Annotated in this window: 13 protein-coding genes; all 13 read right to left on the bottom strand. The window is 70.6% G+C overall.

From position 1 onward, the window contains the following. Nucleotides 1–232: 232 nt before the first annotated feature. The 13 genes from OG892_RS28125 to lysA all read right to left on the bottom strand — a co-directional run bounded on the left by OG892_RS28125 (nucleotide 233) and on the right by lysA (nucleotide 16,071). Entirely contained in the window at nucleotides 233–1,618 is a 1,386-nt protein-coding gene (locus OG892_RS28125; protein WP_199884455.1) for an MraY family glycosyltransferase, read from the bottom strand. A gap of 115 nt (nucleotides 1,619–1,733) precedes the next feature. Further along, nucleotides 1,734–2,987, bottom strand: a complete 1,254-nt coding sequence (glyA, locus tag OG892_RS28120) for a serine hydroxymethyltransferase (protein ID WP_371630603.1) — start codon at nucleotides 2,985–2,987, stop codon at nucleotides 1,734–1,736. 125 nt (nucleotides 2,988–3,112) lie between these two features. After that, complete coding sequence (locus tag OG892_RS28115) at nucleotides 3,113–3,754, bottom strand: protein-tyrosine-phosphatase (protein ID WP_073736886.1); 642 nt, start codon at nucleotides 3,752–3,754, stop codon at nucleotides 3,113–3,115. Further along, nucleotides 3,751–4,398 (bottom strand): L-threonylcarbamoyladenylate synthase, encoded by a 648-nt coding sequence (locus OG892_RS28110; RefSeq protein WP_024490827.1) that lies wholly within the window; start codon nucleotides 4,396–4,398, stop codon nucleotides 3,751–3,753. The genes OG892_RS28115 and OG892_RS28110 overlap by 4 nt, the downstream gene beginning before the upstream one ends. A gap of 64 nt (nucleotides 4,399–4,462) precedes the next feature. Beyond that, entirely contained in the window at nucleotides 4,463–5,308 is an 846-nt protein-coding gene (gene prmC / locus OG892_RS28105; protein ID WP_073736887.1) for a peptide chain release factor N(5)-glutamine methyltransferase, read from the bottom strand. A 45-nt stretch (nucleotides 5,309–5,353) separates the two neighbouring features. Further along, nucleotides 5,354–6,430, bottom strand: a complete 1,077-nt coding sequence (gene prfA / locus OG892_RS28100; RefSeq protein WP_073736888.1) for a peptide chain release factor 1 — start codon at nucleotides 6,428–6,430, stop codon at nucleotides 5,354–5,356. 151 nt (nucleotides 6,431–6,581) lie between these two features. Beyond that, entirely contained in the window at nucleotides 6,582–6,806 is a 225-nt protein-coding gene (gene rpmE / locus OG892_RS28095) for a 50S ribosomal protein L31 (RefSeq protein WP_073736889.1), read from the bottom strand. Between the two features lie 142 nt (nucleotides 6,807–6,948). Then, a complete protein-coding gene (locus tag OG892_RS28090; RefSeq protein WP_371630602.1) occupies nucleotides 6,949–8,049 on the bottom strand; it encodes an LCP family protein in 1,101 nt (366 codons plus the stop codon). Nucleotides 8,050–8,405: 356 nt separating this feature from the next. Next, nucleotides 8,406–10,490 carry a transcription termination factor Rho gene (gene rho, locus OG892_RS28085; protein WP_371630601.1) on the bottom strand — a complete coding sequence of 695 codons (2,085 nt, stop codon included), beginning with the start codon at nucleotides 10,488–10,490 and terminating at the stop codon, nucleotides 8,406–8,408. 391 nt (nucleotides 10,491–10,881) lie between these two features. Then, nucleotides 10,882–11,799, bottom strand: coding sequence for a homoserine kinase (thrB, locus tag OG892_RS28080; protein ID WP_073736892.1), 918 nt, complete (start codon nucleotides 11,797–11,799; stop codon nucleotides 10,882–10,884). Nucleotides 11,800–12,174: 375 nt separating this feature from the next. Beyond that, complete coding sequence (gene thrC / locus OG892_RS28075) at nucleotides 12,175–13,245, bottom strand: threonine synthase (RefSeq protein WP_073736893.1); 1,071 nt, start codon at nucleotides 13,243–13,245, stop codon at nucleotides 12,175–12,177. Nucleotides 13,246–13,251: 6 nt separating this feature from the next. Next, a complete protein-coding gene (locus OG892_RS28070) occupies nucleotides 13,252–14,553 on the bottom strand; it encodes a homoserine dehydrogenase (RefSeq protein WP_328865373.1) in 1,302 nt (433 codons plus the stop codon). Between the two features lie 126 nt (nucleotides 14,554–14,679). After that, nucleotides 14,680–16,071, bottom strand: a complete 1,392-nt coding sequence (gene lysA, locus OG892_RS28065; RefSeq protein WP_327339054.1) for a diaminopimelate decarboxylase — start codon at nucleotides 16,069–16,071, stop codon at nucleotides 14,680–14,682. Between the last annotated feature and the right edge of the window lie 13 nt (nucleotides 16,072–16,084).

The following is a 16,084-nucleotide window of genomic DNA, read 5'->3' as shown; positions in this document are numbered from 1 at the left end:
GCAGTGTGTCGTCATGGACGAGCGTAGGCCCGGTCCGAGTCGATGCCTCGGGGCCAAGGGACCGCGCTACTCAGGTCCTTCGGCTCTGTCACCGGGTTCGTGAACGGTATCACAAACTATTTGATGAGGTCTTTACCAAGAAAGTGTGGTTGCTGTCACACGTGAGAGTGACTTGACACGCGTGAGCGAGATAACTCGGCACCTTGTCTGGTAATGACCCGCGATGACCGAATTACCGGCGCGTGGAATCCGCCTTGCGCCGGTCCGCGAAGCGCGAACGGGGGCCAATGGCGGTCGCTCCGTTGACGCCCGAGACTCCTGCGGCGATCGGGGCCCGTGCGGCGGCCTCCTGTTGCTCCGGCTCCATCTCGGCATCCAGCGGCCCCTGTTGGCTCTCCGTACCGCCCTCGGACGCTTCCGGCTCCGCGGCCGGGCGGCGCCGGCGCCGGTAACGCGGCGGCACGATGCGCTGCGCCCACAGCGGAGCCCGCGGGGTGAACCGGGGCATCAGCAGCAGGATCAGGCCGAGCGCGCTCAGGCCCACGATCACCAGGACGATCCACATGGACGCCGAGTGCACGGAGTAGCCGACCGCGCCGAACGCGATCAGGGCCGACCAGAAGTACATGATCAGCACGGACCGGCTGTGCGAGTGGCCGATCTCCAGCAGCCGGTGGTGCAGGTGCCCCCGGTCGGCGGCGAACGGCGACTGGCCGTTCCAGGTACGCCGCACGATCGCCAGCACCAGGTCGGCCGCCGGGATCGCGATGATGGTGAGCGGCAGCAGAAGCGGGATGAAGACCGGCAGCATCGCGTGGGTCGCCTGCCGCTCGCTGCCCTCGAAGATCTTCATGGTGTCCGGGTCGACCTGGCCGGTCACCGAGATCGCACCGGCGGCCAGCACCAGGCCGATCAGCATCGAGCCGGAGTCACCCATGAAGATCCGGGCCGGATGCATGTTGTGCGGCAGGAAGCCGAGGCACATGCCCATCAGGATCGCCGTGAAGAGGGTCGCCGGAGCGGCCGCCTCGATCATGTGCCCGTACCAGAGCCGGTACGTGTAGAGGAAGAACGCGGCCGACGCGATGAGGACCATGCCGGCCGCCAGTCCGTCGAGCCCGTCGACGAAGTTCACCGCGTTGATCGTGATGACGACCAGGGCGACCGTGAGCAGCGTGCCCTGCCACTGGGTGAGGGCGACGGTGCCGACGCCGGGGATCGGCAGCCACAGGATCGTCAGGCCCTGGAGGACCATGACCGCCGCGGCGATCATCTGGCCGCCCAGCTTGATCAGGGCGTCGATCTCGAACTTGTCGTCCAGGACGCCGATCAGCCAGATCAGGGCCGCTCCGGAGAGCAGCGCGCGGGGTTCGCTGGAGAGGTCGAAGACGCTGTCGAGGTTGGCCAGGTGATCGGCGACGATCAGCCCGGCGCACAGCCCGCCGAACATCGCGATGCCACCGAGCCTCGGTGTCGGTTCACGGTGGACGTCGCGCGCCCGGATCGCGGGCATCGCCCCGATCGCGATGGCGAACTTACGCACCGGGCCGGTGAGCAGGTAGGTCACCGCTGCCGTGACACAGAGCGTCAGCAGGTAATCACGCACGGGCTGCCCCACAACTATCGCCGGCCATCTCAGCCCACACCTTAACTTCGTCGGCCTCATGGTTGAGGACACGAAGCCACCCGCGATGGTTGCACGAGCCAGCCCCATTCAGGACATAGGACGCATGTCACCCCGGGTACGGCGGGAATTTCGCCGCCAGTTCCCGTACGTCCGCGAGGACGTCGCCCTCCGCGCGTACCGCGGCGCCGAACAGCGCCGCGAGCCTGGCCATGGCGGCCTCGTCCATGCCCTGGGTGGTGACGGCCGCGGTGCCGAACCTGATGCCGCGGGCGTCTCCGTACGGAAGGGCGCAGGTGTCCAGCACCAGGCCCGCGGCGGCCAGCCGGGTGCGGGCGGTGGGGCCGTCCACGCCGAGCGGGGCCGGGTCCGCGACGATCAGGTGGGTGTCCGTGCCGCCGGTGGTGACGTCGAAGCCCTCGGCGGCCAGTCCGGCGGCGAGCACCCGGGCGTGGGAGACCACACGATGGGCGTACGCGGCGAAGGCCGGTGTCCCCGCTTCGTGGAAGGCGACGGCCTTCGCGGCCACCGTGTGCATCTGGGCGCCGCCCTGGGTGAAGGGGAAGACCGCCCGGTCGATCCGCTCGGCCAGCTCCGCGCCGCACAGGATCATGCCGCCGCGCGGTCCGCGCAGCACCTTGTGCGTGGTGGCGCAGACGACGTCCGCGTACGGGACGGGGCTGGGCGCCGCTCCCCCGGCGATCAGTCCCATTGGGTGCGCGGCGTCGGCGATGAGGTAGGCGCCCACCTCGTCGGCGATCTCGCGGAACCTCTGGTGGTCCGGGTGGCGCGGATAGGAGATGGAGCCGCTGACGATCGCCTTGGGGCTGTGGGTGCGGGCCAGGGTCCGGACCTGGTCGTAGTCGATCAGGCCGCTCCCGGCGTCCACCCCGTAGCCGATGAACTCGAACCAGCGGCCGGAGAAGTTGGCCGGTGAGCCGTGGGTGAGGTGCCCGCCGTACGGGAGTCCCATCGCGAGCACCGTGTCGCCGGGCCGTAGCAGCGCCGCGTACGCCGCGAGGACGGCGGAGGAGCCGGAGTGCGGCTGGACGTTGGCGTGCTCGGCGCCGAAGAGGGAGGTGGCGCGGCGGACGGCGATGCGTTCGGCTGCGTCCGCCTGTTCGCAGCCGCCGTGGTGGCGCCTGCCGGGGTAGCCCTCCGCGTACTTGTTGGCGAGCGGCGAACCCAGGGCGGCCAGGACCGCGGGCGAGGTGAAGTTCTCCGCGGCGGTCAGCTGGAGCGTGCCGGACTGCCGGCCCAGCTCCGCCAGCAGCACGTCCGCGATCTCGGGGTCCTCCCGGAGCAGCGCGCCGAAGTCCTGCGGCAGGGTGGCCGGGGGTGCGGCGGAAGCGGTGACCGGCATCGGGGGCTCCGGGCCTGGGAGGAGTGCGCTGACGTCAGCTCCAATGTAGGGCCGCCACGGGCCCGCTGCCCGCTGTCACGCCTCCCGGTACGCCCGTCCGGCGGGGGCGCCGGACCCCGCGCCGGTCAGCGCGGGGTCGATACGCCGGTCAGCGCGGTGACGACCGGCTCCAGGGCCTGGTTGATCTCGTCACCGATGGACCGGAAGAACGTGATCGGGGCGCCGTACGGGTCGTACACCTCGTCGGCCTCCGCGGTCGGGGCGAGCAGCCAGCCGCGCAGCGCGGCGGCGGCGCGCACCAGCGCGCGGGCGCGCTCGACGACGCCCTCGTCCTTGGCGTCGGGCAGCGTCGCGTGGTCTATCGCCCGCACGAGCCGGGTGAACTCCTTGAGGGTGAAGGTCCGCAGGCCTGCCGAGTGCCCCATGGAGATGACCTGGGCCCGGTGGTCGCGGGTGGCGGTGAGGACCAGGTCGGCGCGGATCACGTGCTCGTCCAGCAGCTCACGGCCGACGAAGCCGGTGGCGTCGGCGCCGAAGTCCGCGAGGACCACTTCGGCGTTGGCCTCCATCGGGGCGCCCTCGTGGCCCCAGGTGCCGGCGCTCTCCACGATCAGGCCGCCCTGGAGCGGGTCACCGAGGCGGTCCACGAGGGCATGCCGGGTCAGCCGCTCGGTGATCGGTGAGCGGCAGACGTTGCCGGTGCTGACGTGGAGGATGCGGAAAGTGTCGGTCTGCCCCGCTATGCCACGCCCCTCAGGGGCGGTCAATTGGCCACCTCAAGGTCGGGTACCACCTTGCGCAGCTCCTCCGCGGAGAGCGCGCCGGCGCGCAGCAGGACCGGCACCTTGCCGGTGACGTCGACGATCGAGGACGGGACGATGCCCGGGGTCGGACCGCCGTCGAGGTAGACGGAGACGGAGTCCCCGAGCATCTCCTGGGCGGCGTCGCAGTCCTCGGGCGAGGGGTGTCCGGTGAGGTTGGCGCTGGAGACGGCCATCGGGCCGACCTCGGTGAGCAGCTCGATGGCGACCGGGTGCAGCGGCATCCGGATGGCGACGGTGCCGCGGGTGTCCCCGAGGTCCCACTGCAGGGACGGCTGGTGCTTGGCGACGAGGGTGAGGGCGCCGGGCCAGAACGCGTCGACGAGCTCCCAGGCCTGCTCGGAGAAGTCGGTGACCAGACCGTGCAGGGTGTTCGGGGAGCCGATCAGGACGGGGGTCGGCATGTTGCGGCCCCGGCCCTTGGCGTCCAGCAGGTCGGCGACCGCCTCGGAACCGAAGGCGTCCGCACCGATCCCGTACACCGTGTCGGTGGGCAGCACGACCAGTTCGCCGCGGCGAACGGCGGACGCGGCCTCGCGCAGACCCGTCGTACGGTCGGTCGCGTCGTTGCAGTCGTATCGCCGTGCCATCAGCCGGCCTCCTCAAGCATGTACGGGTAGGGCTGGTACGGGTCGTGCGGGTGGTGTCCGCCGGTCACGGCATGGCCTTGCGGGCCGTGGCGAAACGGGGGCGGTTGTTCAGGTCGGGGTGATCGGCCGCGTCGGCCCAGCCCCGCTCCTCGGTGAAGATCCACGGCACCTGGCCGCCCTGGGTGTCGGCGTGCTCGATGACGACGAGGCCGCCGGGGCGAAGCAGCCGGTGGGCGGTGCGCTCGATGCCCCGGATGGTGTCGAGGCCGTCCTCACCGGAGAAGAGCGCCATCTGCGGGTCGTGGTCGCGGGCCTCCGGGGCCACGTACTCCCATTCGGTGAGCGGGATGTACGGCGGGTTGGAGATGACCAGGTCGACCTGTCCGTCGAGCTCGGGAAGGGCCGTCAGAGCGTCTCCGCGGTGCACGGTGACCCTGGAGTCCTCGGCGTTCTTCCTGGTCCATTTGAGGGCGTCCTCCGAGAGCTCCACGGCGTGCACGCGCGAGCGCGGCACCTCCTGGGCCATGGCGAGGGCGATGGCGCCGGAGCCCGTGCACAGGTCGACGATCAGCGGCTCGACCACGTCCATCGCTCGGACGGCGTCTATCGCCCAGCCGACGACCGATTCGGTCTCGGGCCGCGGCACGAAGACGCCCGGCCCCACCTGGAGCTCCAGGTAGCGGAAGAAGGCACGTCCGGTGATGTGCTGGAGCGGTTCGCGGGCCTCGCGCCGGGCGATGGTCTCCCAGTAGCGGGCGTCGAAGTCGGTGTCCGGAACGTTGTGCAGCTCGCCCCGCTTGACGCCGTGCACGAACGCGGCGAGTTCCTCCGCGTCGAATCTCGGCGAAGGCACACCGGCGTCGGCCAGCCGCTGGGTGGCCTGGGCCACCTCGGCGAGCAGCAGGTTCATCGCGGTTCTCCGTACAGGTTCACGAGCGGTGCGGGGTGGTGGAGCTTACGCGGCGGCGAGCTTCGCGGCGGAGTCGGCGTCGACGCAGGCCTGGATCACGGCGTTCAGGTCACCGTCGAGCACCTGGTCCAAGTTGTACGCCTTGAAGCCGACGCGGTGGTCCGAGATGCGGTTTTCCGGGAAGTTGTAGGTACGGATCTTCTCGGAGCGGTCGACCGTGCGCACCTGGCTGCGGCGTACGTCGGAGGCTTCCTGCTCCGCGGCCTCCTGGGCGGCGGCCAGGAGCCGCGAGCGCAGGATGCGCATGGCCTGCTCCTTGTTCTGGAGCTGGCTCTTCTCGTTCTGGCAGGAGGCGACGACACCGGTGGGCAGGTGCGTGATGCGGACGGCGGAGTCCGTCGTGTTGACGGACTGGCCGCCGGGGCCAGAGGAGCGGTAGACGTCGATCCGCAGGTCGTTGGCGTGGATCTCGACGTCGACCTCCTCGGCCTCGGGCGTGACCAGCACACCGGCGGCGGAGGTGTGGATGCGGCCCTGGGACTCGGTGGAGGGCACGCGCTGCACGCGGTGCACGCCGCCCTCGTACTTCATCCGGGCCCAGACGCCCTGGCCGGGCTCTGTGGCCCCGTTGCCGCCCTTGGTCTTCACGGCGACCTGGACGTCCTTGTAGCCGCCGAGCTCGGACTCGGTGGAGTCGATGATCTCGGTCTTCCAGCCGACGCGCTCGGCGTAGCGCAGGTACATGCGCAGCAGATCGCCGGCGAACAGGGCGGACTCGTCGCCGCCCGCGCCCGCCTTGATCTCCAGGAGCACGTCCTTGTCGTCGCTGGGGTCACGGGGTACGAGCAGGAGGCGGAGCTTCTCGGTGAGCTCCTCGCGCTCCTTCTCCAGGTCCTTGACCTCGGCGGCGAAGTCGGGGTCGTCGGCGGCGAACTCGCGGGCCGTCTCGATGTCCTCGCCGGTCTGCTTCCAGGAGCGGTACGTGGCGACGATCGGGGTCAGCTCGGCGTAGCGCTTGTTGAGCTTGCGCGCGTTCGCCTGGTCGGCGTGGACCGCCGGGTCCGCGAGCTTCTTCTCGAGATCGGACTGTTCGCCGATCAGTTCCTCGACCGCCTCGAACATCTTCGGGCTCCTGGTTTCTTCGCTGGACGTGCCTGCCGGCCGGGCGGGATGCCTGCCGGGCGGGATACGGGGCTGCCGTGTCCCGGCCGGAAAAAACGCCGGTCTCGGCGCCCCCGGGAAGAGGGCGCCGAGAACCGGCGCAGTTGGCTCGCTACTTGCTGGCGGAGCCGGCAGCCTTGCCGAAGCGGGCCTCGAAGCGGGCCACACGGCCACCGGTGTCGAGGATCTTCTGCTTGCCCGTGTAGAACGGGTGGCACTCGGAGCAGACGTCCGCACGGATGGCGCCGCTGTCCAGGGTGGACCGGGTGGTGAACGAGGCGCCACAGGTGCAGCTGACCTGGGTCTCGAAGTACTGGGGGTGGATCTCGCTCTTCAAGGGTGTCTCCTAGTTTCGGGAGGGCGCCGGGTCGTACGCGCGGATTGCGCGTCCGTGAACCGGGGCCGACGTACCAGTCTGCCAGGACCGGCCGTATCTCCCAAAACCGGGGTCGGCCCGGAACTATTCCCGGGCGCTCCGGTCATCCCACGATGTCGCCCGCGTCGCCCTTGTCGCCCGCCGACTTCGCGGTGGCGGACGCGGGGATCGGCCGGTCGTGCCGGAGCGCCGTCCACACCTGCTGTCCGGCCTTCTCCTGCGGTATGACGCGGTTCGGGTCGGCCGGGTCGTACTCGACCGGCAGGGTCACCATGTGGACGTTCTGGGCGCCGAGGCCCTTGAGCCCGTTGGCGAAGCCCGCGAGCTTCTTGACCGAGCCGAGGTCGGAGTCGGTCGTGATGGCCTTGGTCGCCGTGTCCGCGAGGCCGTACAGCTTGGTTCCGTCGAGGACGCCGACGCTCTTCGCCTGCACCATCAGCGCCTTGATGAACGCCTGCTGGAGCTGGATGCGGCCGAGGTCGCTGCCGTCGCCGACGCTGTGGCGGGTTCGGACCAGGCCGAGCGACTCCTCGCCGTTGAGGGTGTGGGTGCCCGGCTCCAGGTTCAGGTGGCTCTTGGGGTCGTTGATCGCCTGCTTGGTGGTGATCTCGACCCCGCCGAGCTTGTCGATCAGCTTCTTGAAGCCGGTGAAGTCGACTTCGAGGTAGTGGTCCATCCGGATCCCGGACATCGACTCGACGGTCTTGACCGCGCAGGCCGGTCCGCCGACCTCGTACGCCGTGTTGAACATCGCGCGCTGCTCGCCCGAGACGTCCGCGCCGCTCTCGTCGCTCGTGCACTCGGGCCGGGTGACGAGGGTGTCGCGGGGGATGGAGACGACACTGGCGCTCTTGTGGCCCTTGTTGACGTGGACGACCATCGCGGTGTCGGAGCGGGCGCCGCCCTGGTCGGCGCCGTACTGCTTGTTAGCGCCGGAGCGGGAGTCGGAACCCAGGACGAGGATGTCCTCGGAGCCGTTGTCGACGTTCTGGGGGCGGTTCTTGCCGAGGGCGTTGTTGATGTCGACGGCCTTGAGGTTGCCGTCGAGCTGGAAGTAGGCGTAACCGAGTCCGCCACCGCCCACGACGACCAGGCCGGCCAGGCTCCAGGCGGCTATGACGGTCGCCCTGCGACGGCGGGACGGCTTCCTCCGGCGTTTGCCGGTAGCCCGTATTCGGCCTGTGCTCCCGCTCTGCTCGGTCATCCGTCTCCCTCGTTCCCTCGGCTGCTCCCGGCTACCCCCTGCTGCGGTGTGCGGGTCCTGCGCCGCGTCGTCCCTGTTGGGTACGACGTCACGGCGACAAGAAGGGTTGCACAGCGTGCTGTGGCCGCGGGGCGTGCGGGAGGGAGTCGGGCGGAGGCCGGGGACAGCCGGTGATCCGGCGTTCACCTGCGGTTTCTTGCCCGGTACAGGCAACGTGTGGCGGGTGCGGGGCCCGGTGGCCGTGTGGCGAAGGTCTCGGATCGGCAACGGCCGGGAGCGGCCGGGACACGGCACAGGGCCGCCCCCGGCACCGAAGTGGCGGGGGCGGCCCTGGTACGGCTGCCGGGCGGCTGCGACTAGTCGTTGTTGCCCGGGGCCGGTGTCGTCTTCTGGATCTGGAGCAGGAACTCCGCGTTGGACTGGGTCTTCTTCATCCGGTCCAGGAGGAGCTCGATCGCCTGCTGCTGGTCCAGCGCGTGGAGCACCCGGCGCAGCTTCCAGACAATCGCCAACTCGTCGCTGCCGAGCAGGATTTCTTCCTTACGGGTGCTGGACGCGTCGACGTCCACCGCCGGGAAGATGCGCTTGTCGGAGAGCTTGCGGTCGAGCTTGAGCTCCATGTTGCCGGTGCCCTTGAACTCCTCGAAGATCACCTCGTCCATGCGCGAGCCGGTCTCGACGAGCGCGGTGGCCAGGATGGTCAGCGAGCCGCCGTCCTCGATGTTGCGCGCGGCACCGAAGAAGCGCTTCGGCGGGTACAGCGCGGTCGAGTCGACACCACCGGACAGGATGCGGCCGGAGGCGGGGGCGGCGAGGTTGTACGCGCGGCCCAGACGGGTGATCGAGTCCAGCAGGACGACCACGTCGTGACCCAGCTCGACGAGACGCTTGGCGCGCTCGATGGCCAGCTCGGCGACGGTGGTGTGGTCCTCCGCGGGACGGTCGAAGGTCGAGGAGATGACCTCGCCCTTGACCGACCGCTGCATGTCGGTGACTTCCTCCGGACGCTCGTCGACCAGGACGACCATCAGGTGGCACTCCGGGCTGTTGACCGTGATCGCGTTGGCGATCGCCTGGAGGATCATGGTCTTACCGGTCTTCGGCGGGGCCACGATCAGGCCTCGCTGGCCCTTGCCGATGGGGGCGACCAGGTCGACGATGCGCGTCGTCAGGATGTTGGAGTCGGTCTCCAGACGGAGCCGGTCCTGCGGGTAGAGCGGCGTCAGCTTCTGGAACTCCGGGCGGCCGCGGCCGGTTTCGGGCGCCATGCCGTTGACCGTGTCGAGGCGGACCAGCGCGTTGAACTTCTCGCGGCGCTCGCCGTCCTTGGGCTGGCGCACCGCACCGGTGACGTGGTCACCCTTGCGCAGGCCGTTCTTGCGGACCTGGGCGAGCGACACGTACACGTCGTTCGGGCCCGGCAGGTAGCCGGAGGTCCGGATGAACGCGTAGTTGTCGAGGATGTCCAGGATGCCCGCGACGGGGATCAGGACGTCGTCGTCGGTGACCGGCGGTGCGTCACTGGCGAAGTCGTCGCGACCACGACGGCCGCGGCGGTCGCGGTAACGGCCGCGCCGGCCACGACGGCCGCCCTCGTCGTCGAAGTCGTCCTGCGGACCGCCGCCACCCTGCTGGCCCTGGTTCTGACCCTGACCCTGGCCCTGGCCCTGGTTCTGCCCCTGGCCCTGGCCCTGGCGCTGGCGCTGGCCGCCCTGGCCACCGCCCTGCTCGTCGCCGCCCTTGCCACGACGGTCGCGCTGGCGCTCGCGACGGTCACCGCGGTCGCCGCGGTCACCACGCTCGCCGCGCTGGCCCCGGTCCTGGCGGTCGCCCCTGCGGCCCTCCGCGTTGTCCGCGGCGGCCTCGGCCTTGGGCTCGGAGCGGTCCTCGGCGGCGGCCTCGCGCTTCGGCTCGTCCTGCGTGCGGTCCTTGGCCTGCGCCTTGGTGTCCGCCTTGGTCTCCGGGCTGCCCGCCTGAGCGGTCGCACGGCGACGACGGCGCTCGCCCGCGGGCTGCTCGTCACTGGCCGGCTGACCGGGGATGTCGATCTGTTGCTGGTCCGCGGTCTTGTCGGCGGCGGCAGCGGCGGCCGGGGCCTCCTCGGCACCGGTGCGCGCCTTGGAGGTGGCCCGGCGCTTCGGCTTGGTCCCGGCCTCTTCCGCGGGGGCCGCGGCGGCGGCCTTGGCGGCCTTGGGGGCGGCGGAGCCGCCGGCCTGGGCCTCCTTGATGACCTCGATCAGCTGGCTCTTGCGCATCCGCGCGGTGCCCTTGATGCCGAGGCCGGACGCGACCTGCTGCAGCTCGGCCAGGACCATGCCGTCAAGGCCGGTGCCGGAGCGGCGGCGCCGTGCGGTGGTGCCAGTGGCAGCACCTTCGGCGGGCGCGGCACTGTCGACGCTCTTGTCGGCAGTCACGCCCATCAGATCGGTGGTGTCGCTCACGAAGGGTCCTTCCCTGGAGCGGACGTCGGCCTTCTGGCTCGGCGACCGGTTGTGCTGTCCGACTACGGTCTTTGGTTGTGCGGACCGAGCCGGGGCGGTGGTCCGCCGGGTAGGTGCGGCGGAGAGATGAACGTGTGCATGGGCCCGGCGCGAGCATCCCCCTGCTCGGCCCACTCCTGGACGAGCGAGAGGGTGTCGTGCCGGTTCCGGAGCGTGCTCGAAACTGCTCAGGCAGGCTGCTCAGGCAGTTGGGGAGGCTCCCGGAAGAAATGGTGGTCCCGGAAAGGGACACGAAGCAACGCGCCTCATAGACGTCGATTGCAGACTTGAGGTTAACACTACCGGCTCCAACAAACATTCCCCCTCTCACGCACCGGCAATCACTTCTCGGCTACGGGGCGAGCGGCAGCACGCTCGCGCCCTGGGCGTCGAGAGTCAGCCGGTTGGCCGCCCAGCCCTCGCCCGCCAGCTGTGCGACCTTGTCGGCCGCACCGTCCTCGGCCAGTGCCAGCACGGTCGGCCCGGCACCGGAGATGACCGCGGGGACGCCGTCCGCGCGCAGTCGGTTCACGAGTTCCACGCTCTGCGGCATCGCCGGGGAGCGGTATTCCTGGTGCAGCCGGTCCTCCGTGGCGGTCAGCAGCAGCTCGGGGCGCCTGGTCAGGGCCTCGACGAGCAGTGCGGCACGGCCCGCGTTGAAGGCGGCGTCGACGTGCGGAACGGTGCGCGGAAGCAGTCCGCGGGCGGTCTCCGTGAGCACCGGGTTGCCGGGGACGAAAACCACCGGAACGATGGAATCAGCGGGGTCCATCCTGATGGCGCGGGCCGATCCGCCGTCCATCCAGGCGAGCGTGAACCCGCCGAGGAGGCAGGCCGCGACGTTGTCCGGATGGCCCTCGATCTCGGTGGCGAGCTCCAGCAGGGCGGCGTCGTCGAGCCGGGCGTCACCGCCGGTCGTCACCGCGCGGGCGGCGACGATGCCGGCGCAGATGGCGGCGGAGGACGAGCCGAGGCCCCGGCCGTGCGGGATGCGGTTGGCGCAGACGATCTCCAGGCCGCGGGGCTGTCCGCCGAGCAGGTCGAAGGCGGTGCGCAGGGACCGTACGAGCAGGTGGTTCTCGTCGCGGGGCAGCGTGTCCGCGCCCTCGCCGGCGATGTCGATGTGCAGTCCGGCGTCGGCGACGCGGACGACGACGTCGTCGTAGAGCCCCAGCGACAGGCCGAGGGCGTCGAAGCCCGGACCCAGGTTGGCGCTGGTTGCGGGGACGCGCACCCGTACGGCGGCGGCTCGGAAGGCGGGACCGGCCATCGCTCTGACGACTCTCCTTGTGAGGCGGCGGGGAATTCCGAAGTGCTACGAGATATTCGGGTCTCTTTGCGGCTCTTCGGCTTCTTCTGGGGGTGGGCGATTACGGCGGCGGGTATTGCGTGAGTCCGGGATCGGACGGACAGCCGCAACGGCCCGCGCACCCCGGTCATATGCGGCGGGGTGGGTTGGGTACAGCTTATCGAAGGAAGGTTCTGTGGCGACATAGGGCGCACAGGAGGCGCACGATGCGTGTCGCCCGCCGATGGTGCGCTCTCCGCCCCGAAAGGGGCGGTTGAGCCGTCTTCCTGACGAATCCGCCGCCGCGTCGGCCGCCCGGTGCGCAGGAGGCACCGGGCGGCCGACGCGAGGTGTGTCCTAGGCGAGGCCCAGCTTCTCGGCGGCGGCTACCGCGTCGACCGGGACGGTGACCGGCTGGGGGGCGCCGGCGACGGCCCAGTCCGGGTCCTTGAGGCCGTTGCCGGTGACCGTGCAGACGATGCGCTGGCCCCGGTCGACCTTGCCCTCTTCCGCGGCCTTGAGCAGACCGGCGACAGAGGCGGCCGACGCGGGCTCCACGAAGACGCCCTCCTGGGAGGCCAACAGCCGGTAGGCGGACAGGATCTGCCGGTCCGTCACCTCGTCGATGAAGCCGCCCGACTCGTCGCGCGCGTTGAGCGCGAACTGCCAGGAGGCCGGGTTGCCGATCCGGATGGCGGTGGCGATGGTCGACGGGTCCTTGACGATCTCGCCGCGCACGATGGGCGCGGAGCCGGAGGCCTGGAAGCCCCACATCCGCGGCTTGTGCGTGGACAGGCCGTCCCCGGCGTACTCGCTGTACCCCTTCCAGTACGCGGTGATGTTGCCCGCGTTGCCGACCGGCAGTACGTGGATGTCCGGGGCGTCGCCGAGCGCGTCGACGATCTCGAAGGCGGCGGTCTTCTGACCCTCGATGCGCACCGGGTTGACCGAATTGACCAGCGCCACCGGATAGTTGTCCGAGAGCGAGCGGGCCAGCGTCAGGCAGTCGTCGAAGTTGCCGTCGACCTGGAGGATCTTCGCGCCGTGCACGAGCGCCTGGCCCATCTTGCCGAGCGCGATCTTGCCCTGCGGTACGAGGACGGCGCAGACCATGCCCGCGCGGACCGCGTACGCGGCGGCGGAGGCGGAGGTGTTGCCGGTGGAGGCGCAGATGACGGCCTGCGCGCCCTCCTCCTTGGCCCGGGTGATCGCCATGGTCATTCCGCGGTCCTTGAAGGAACCGGTGGGGTTGGCGCCCTCGACCTTGAGGTGCACCTCGCAGCCCGTGCGCTCGGAGAGGACCTGAGCGGGTACGAGCGGCGTACCGCCCTCACGGAGCGTGACGACCGGCGTCGTGCTCGTGACCGGGAGACGGTCCCGGTACTCCTCGATGATGCCGCGCCACTGGTGGGTGCCCTTGGTGGTCATGGGTCCTTACTCCCCTTCAACACGCATGATGCTGGCGACACCGCGTACGGTGTCGAGCTTGCGCAGCGCCTCGACGGTCCCGGAGAGGGCGGCGTCGGGCGCGCGGTGGGTGACGACGACGAGCGAAGCCTCGCCGCCGCCTTCCTGACGGCCTTTCTGGCGGACCGTATCGATGGATACGCCCTGTTCGGCGAAGACCGTCGCGACCTGGGCGAGTACGCCAGGCTTGTCGGCCACGTCGAGACTGATGTGGTACCGCGTGACCACGTCGCCCATCGGGCTGACCGGCAGACGCGTGTACGCGGACTCACCGGGGCCCGGGGCCTCGTTGAGCTTGTTGCGGCAGACCGCGACGAGGTCGCCGAGGACCGCGGAGGCGGTGGGCGCGCCACCGGCGCCGGGGCCGTAGAACATCAGCTGCCCGGCGGCCTCCGCCTCGACGAACACCGCGTTGTAAGCCTCGCGGACGGAGGCGAGCGGGTGGCTCAGCGGGATCATCGCGGGGTGCACGCGGGCCGTGACCGAGCGGCCGTCGGCGGCGCGCTCGCAGATAGCGAGGAGCTTGACGGTGCAGCCCATGCGGCGGGCGGAGGCGATGTCGGCGGCCGTGACCTCGGTGATGCCCTCGCGGTGCACGTCACCGATCTTCACCCGGGTGTGGAAGGCGATGCCGGCGAGGATCGCGGCCTTGGCGGCGGCGTCGAAGCCCTCGACGTCGGCGGTGGGGTCGGCCTCCGCGTATCCGAGCGCGGTGGCCTCGTCGAGCGCCTCCGAGTACCCGGCGCCACTGGTGTCCATCTTGTCGAGGATGAAGTTCGTGGTGCCGTTGACGATGCCGAGGACCCGGTTGACCTTGTCGCCGGCGAGGGACTCTCGCAGCGGCCGGACGAGCGGGATGGCGCCCGCAACGGCGGCCTCGTAGTAGAGGTCCCGGCCGTGCTTCTCGGCCTCGGCGTGCAGGGCGGCGCCGTCCTCCGCGAGGAGCGCCTTGTTGGCGGAGACCACGCTGGCGCCGTGCTCGAAGGCGGAGCGGATGAGCGTGCGGGCGGGCTCGATGCCACCGATGACCTCGATGACGACGTCGATGTCGCCCCGTTTGACCAGGGCCGTCGCGTCGGTGGTGATCAGTGCGGGGTCGATGCCCTCGCGCACCTTGGAGGGCCGGCGCACGGCGACACCGGCGAGCTCCACCGGCGCGCCGATGCGCGCGGCGAGGTCGTCGGCGTGCGTCGTCATGATGCGCGCCACCTCTGAGCCGACCACTCCACAGCCCAGCAGCGCCACCTTCAGCGGACGCGTACGCATCATCCGACCTCGTTTCCTTTACATCTGATGTATGGACCAGTCTCACTCACCGGACGGGCGTTCCCCGCCACCCGTCCGGATCCTGAGATGTTTACCGGGGACCTGGGGTGTGCCCCGGGAAATACGGCGTCAGCCGACGTCGAGACGCAGGAGATCTTCCTCCGTCTCGCGCCGGACGATGACCCGCGCCTCGCCGTCGCGCACGGCGACGACCGGCGGGCGCAGCGCGTGGTTGTAGTTGCTCGCCATGGAACGGCAGTACGCGCCGGTGGCGGGGACCGCGATCAGGTCGCCGGGGGCCAGGTCGGACGGCAGGAAGGCGTCCTTGACCACGATGTCGCCGCTCTCGCAGTGCTTGCCCACGACCCGGACGAGCATCGGCTCCGCGTCCGAGGTGCGGGAGACGAGCGCGACGCTGTACTCGGCGTCGTACAGGGCGGTGCGGATGTTGTCCGACATGCCGCCGTCGACGCTGACGTACGTCCGCAGCCCCTCCAGGGGCTTGATCGTGCCGACCTCGTACAGCGTGAAGGCGGTCGGTCCGACGATGGCGCGGCCCGGCTCGACGGAGATCCGGGGGGTGGCGAGCCCGGCGGCCTCGCACTCGCGGGTCACGATGTCACCGAGGGCCTTGGCGATCTCGTGCGGCTCGCGCGGGTCGTCCTCCGAGGTGTACGCGATACCGAGGCCGCCGCCGAGGTCGATCTCGGGCAGCTCGACGCCGTGCTCGTCGCGGACCTCGGCCAGCAGCTGCACCACGCGCCGGGCGGAGACCTCGAAGCCGGCCATGTCGAAGATCTGCGAGCCGATGTGCGAGTGGATGCCGATCAGTTCGAGCCCGTCGAGGGTGAGCGCCCGCCGGACCGCTTCCGCGGCCTGTCCCCCGGCCAGCGCGATGCCGAACTTCTGGTCCTCGTGCGCGGTGGCGATGAACTCGTGGGTGTGGGCCTCGACGCCGACGGTCACCCGGATCTGCACGGGCTGGCGGCGGCCGAGCCGCTGCGCGATGTGGGAGACCCGGACGATCTCCTGGAAGGAGTCGAGGACGATCCGCCCGACGCCCGCCGTGACGGCCCGCTCGATCTCGTCGACCGTCTTGTTGTTGCCGTGGAAGGCGATGCGCTCCGCGGGCATCCCGGCGTCCAGCGCGGTGGTCAGCTCGCCGCCGGAGCAGACGTCGAGGTTGAGTCCCTCCTCCTTCAGCCAGCGCACGACCGCGCGGGAGAGGAAGGCCTTGCCCGCGTAGAAGACGTCGGCGCCGGGGCCGAAGGCGTCGGACCAGGCGCGGCAGCGGTCCCGGAAGTCGGCCTCGTCCAGGAAGTAGGCCGGGGTCCCGAACTCCTCGGCCAGCCGGGCGACTTCGATCCCGCCGACGGTCAGGGCGCCGTGCTCGTCGCGGGTGACGGTGCGGGACCAGACCTTCTCGTCGAGGACGTTGAGGTCCTCGGCCGGGGCGGAGTAGTGGCCCTCGGTCATGACGTCGGCGTGACGGGGACCGGCGGGGTGTGCGGATCGGCTCATCGTGTTGCTCTGC

The organism is Streptomyces sp. NBC_00341 (assembly GCF_041435055.1).
Lineage (GTDB): Bacteria > Actinomycetota > Actinomycetes > Streptomycetales > Streptomycetaceae > Streptomyces.
The sequence above is the reverse complement of the archived record's forward strand: the minus strand, read 5'-3'. Positions and strand labels throughout refer to the sequence as shown.

Coding starts and splice junctions, on each gene's coding strand:
- prfA (WP_073736888.1), bottom strand. CDS start 6,430: ATGTTCGAGGCGGTCGAGGAACTGATCGGCGAACAGTCCGATCTCGAG.
- thrC (WP_073736893.1), bottom strand. CDS start 13,245: ATGACCACCAAGGGCACCCACCAGTGGCGCGGCATCATCGAGGAGTAC.
- OG892_RS28070 (WP_328865373.1), bottom strand. CDS start 14,553: ATGATGCGTACGCGTCCGCTGAAGGTGGCGCTGCTGGGCTGTGGAGTG.
- OG892_RS28090 (WP_371630602.1), bottom strand. CDS start 8,049: ATGACCGAGCAGAGCGGGAGCACAGGCCGAATACGGGCTACCGGCAAA.
- lysA (WP_327339054.1), bottom strand. CDS start 16,071: ATGAGCCGATCCGCACACCCCGCCGGTCCCCGTCACGCCGACGTCATG.
- thrB (WP_073736892.1), bottom strand. CDS start 11,799: ATGGCCGGTCCCGCCTTCCGAGCCGCCGCCGTACGGGTGCGCGTCCCC.
- glyA (WP_371630603.1), bottom strand. CDS start 2,987: ATGCCGGTCACCGCTTCCGCCGCACCCCCGGCCACCCTGCCGCAGGAC.
- prmC (WP_073736887.1), bottom strand. CDS start 5,308: ATGAACCTGCTGCTCGCCGAGGTGGCCCAGGCCACCCAGCGGCTGGCC.
- OG892_RS28110 (WP_024490827.1), bottom strand. CDS start 4,398: ATGGCACGGCGATACGACTGCAACGACGCGACCGACCGTACGACGGGT.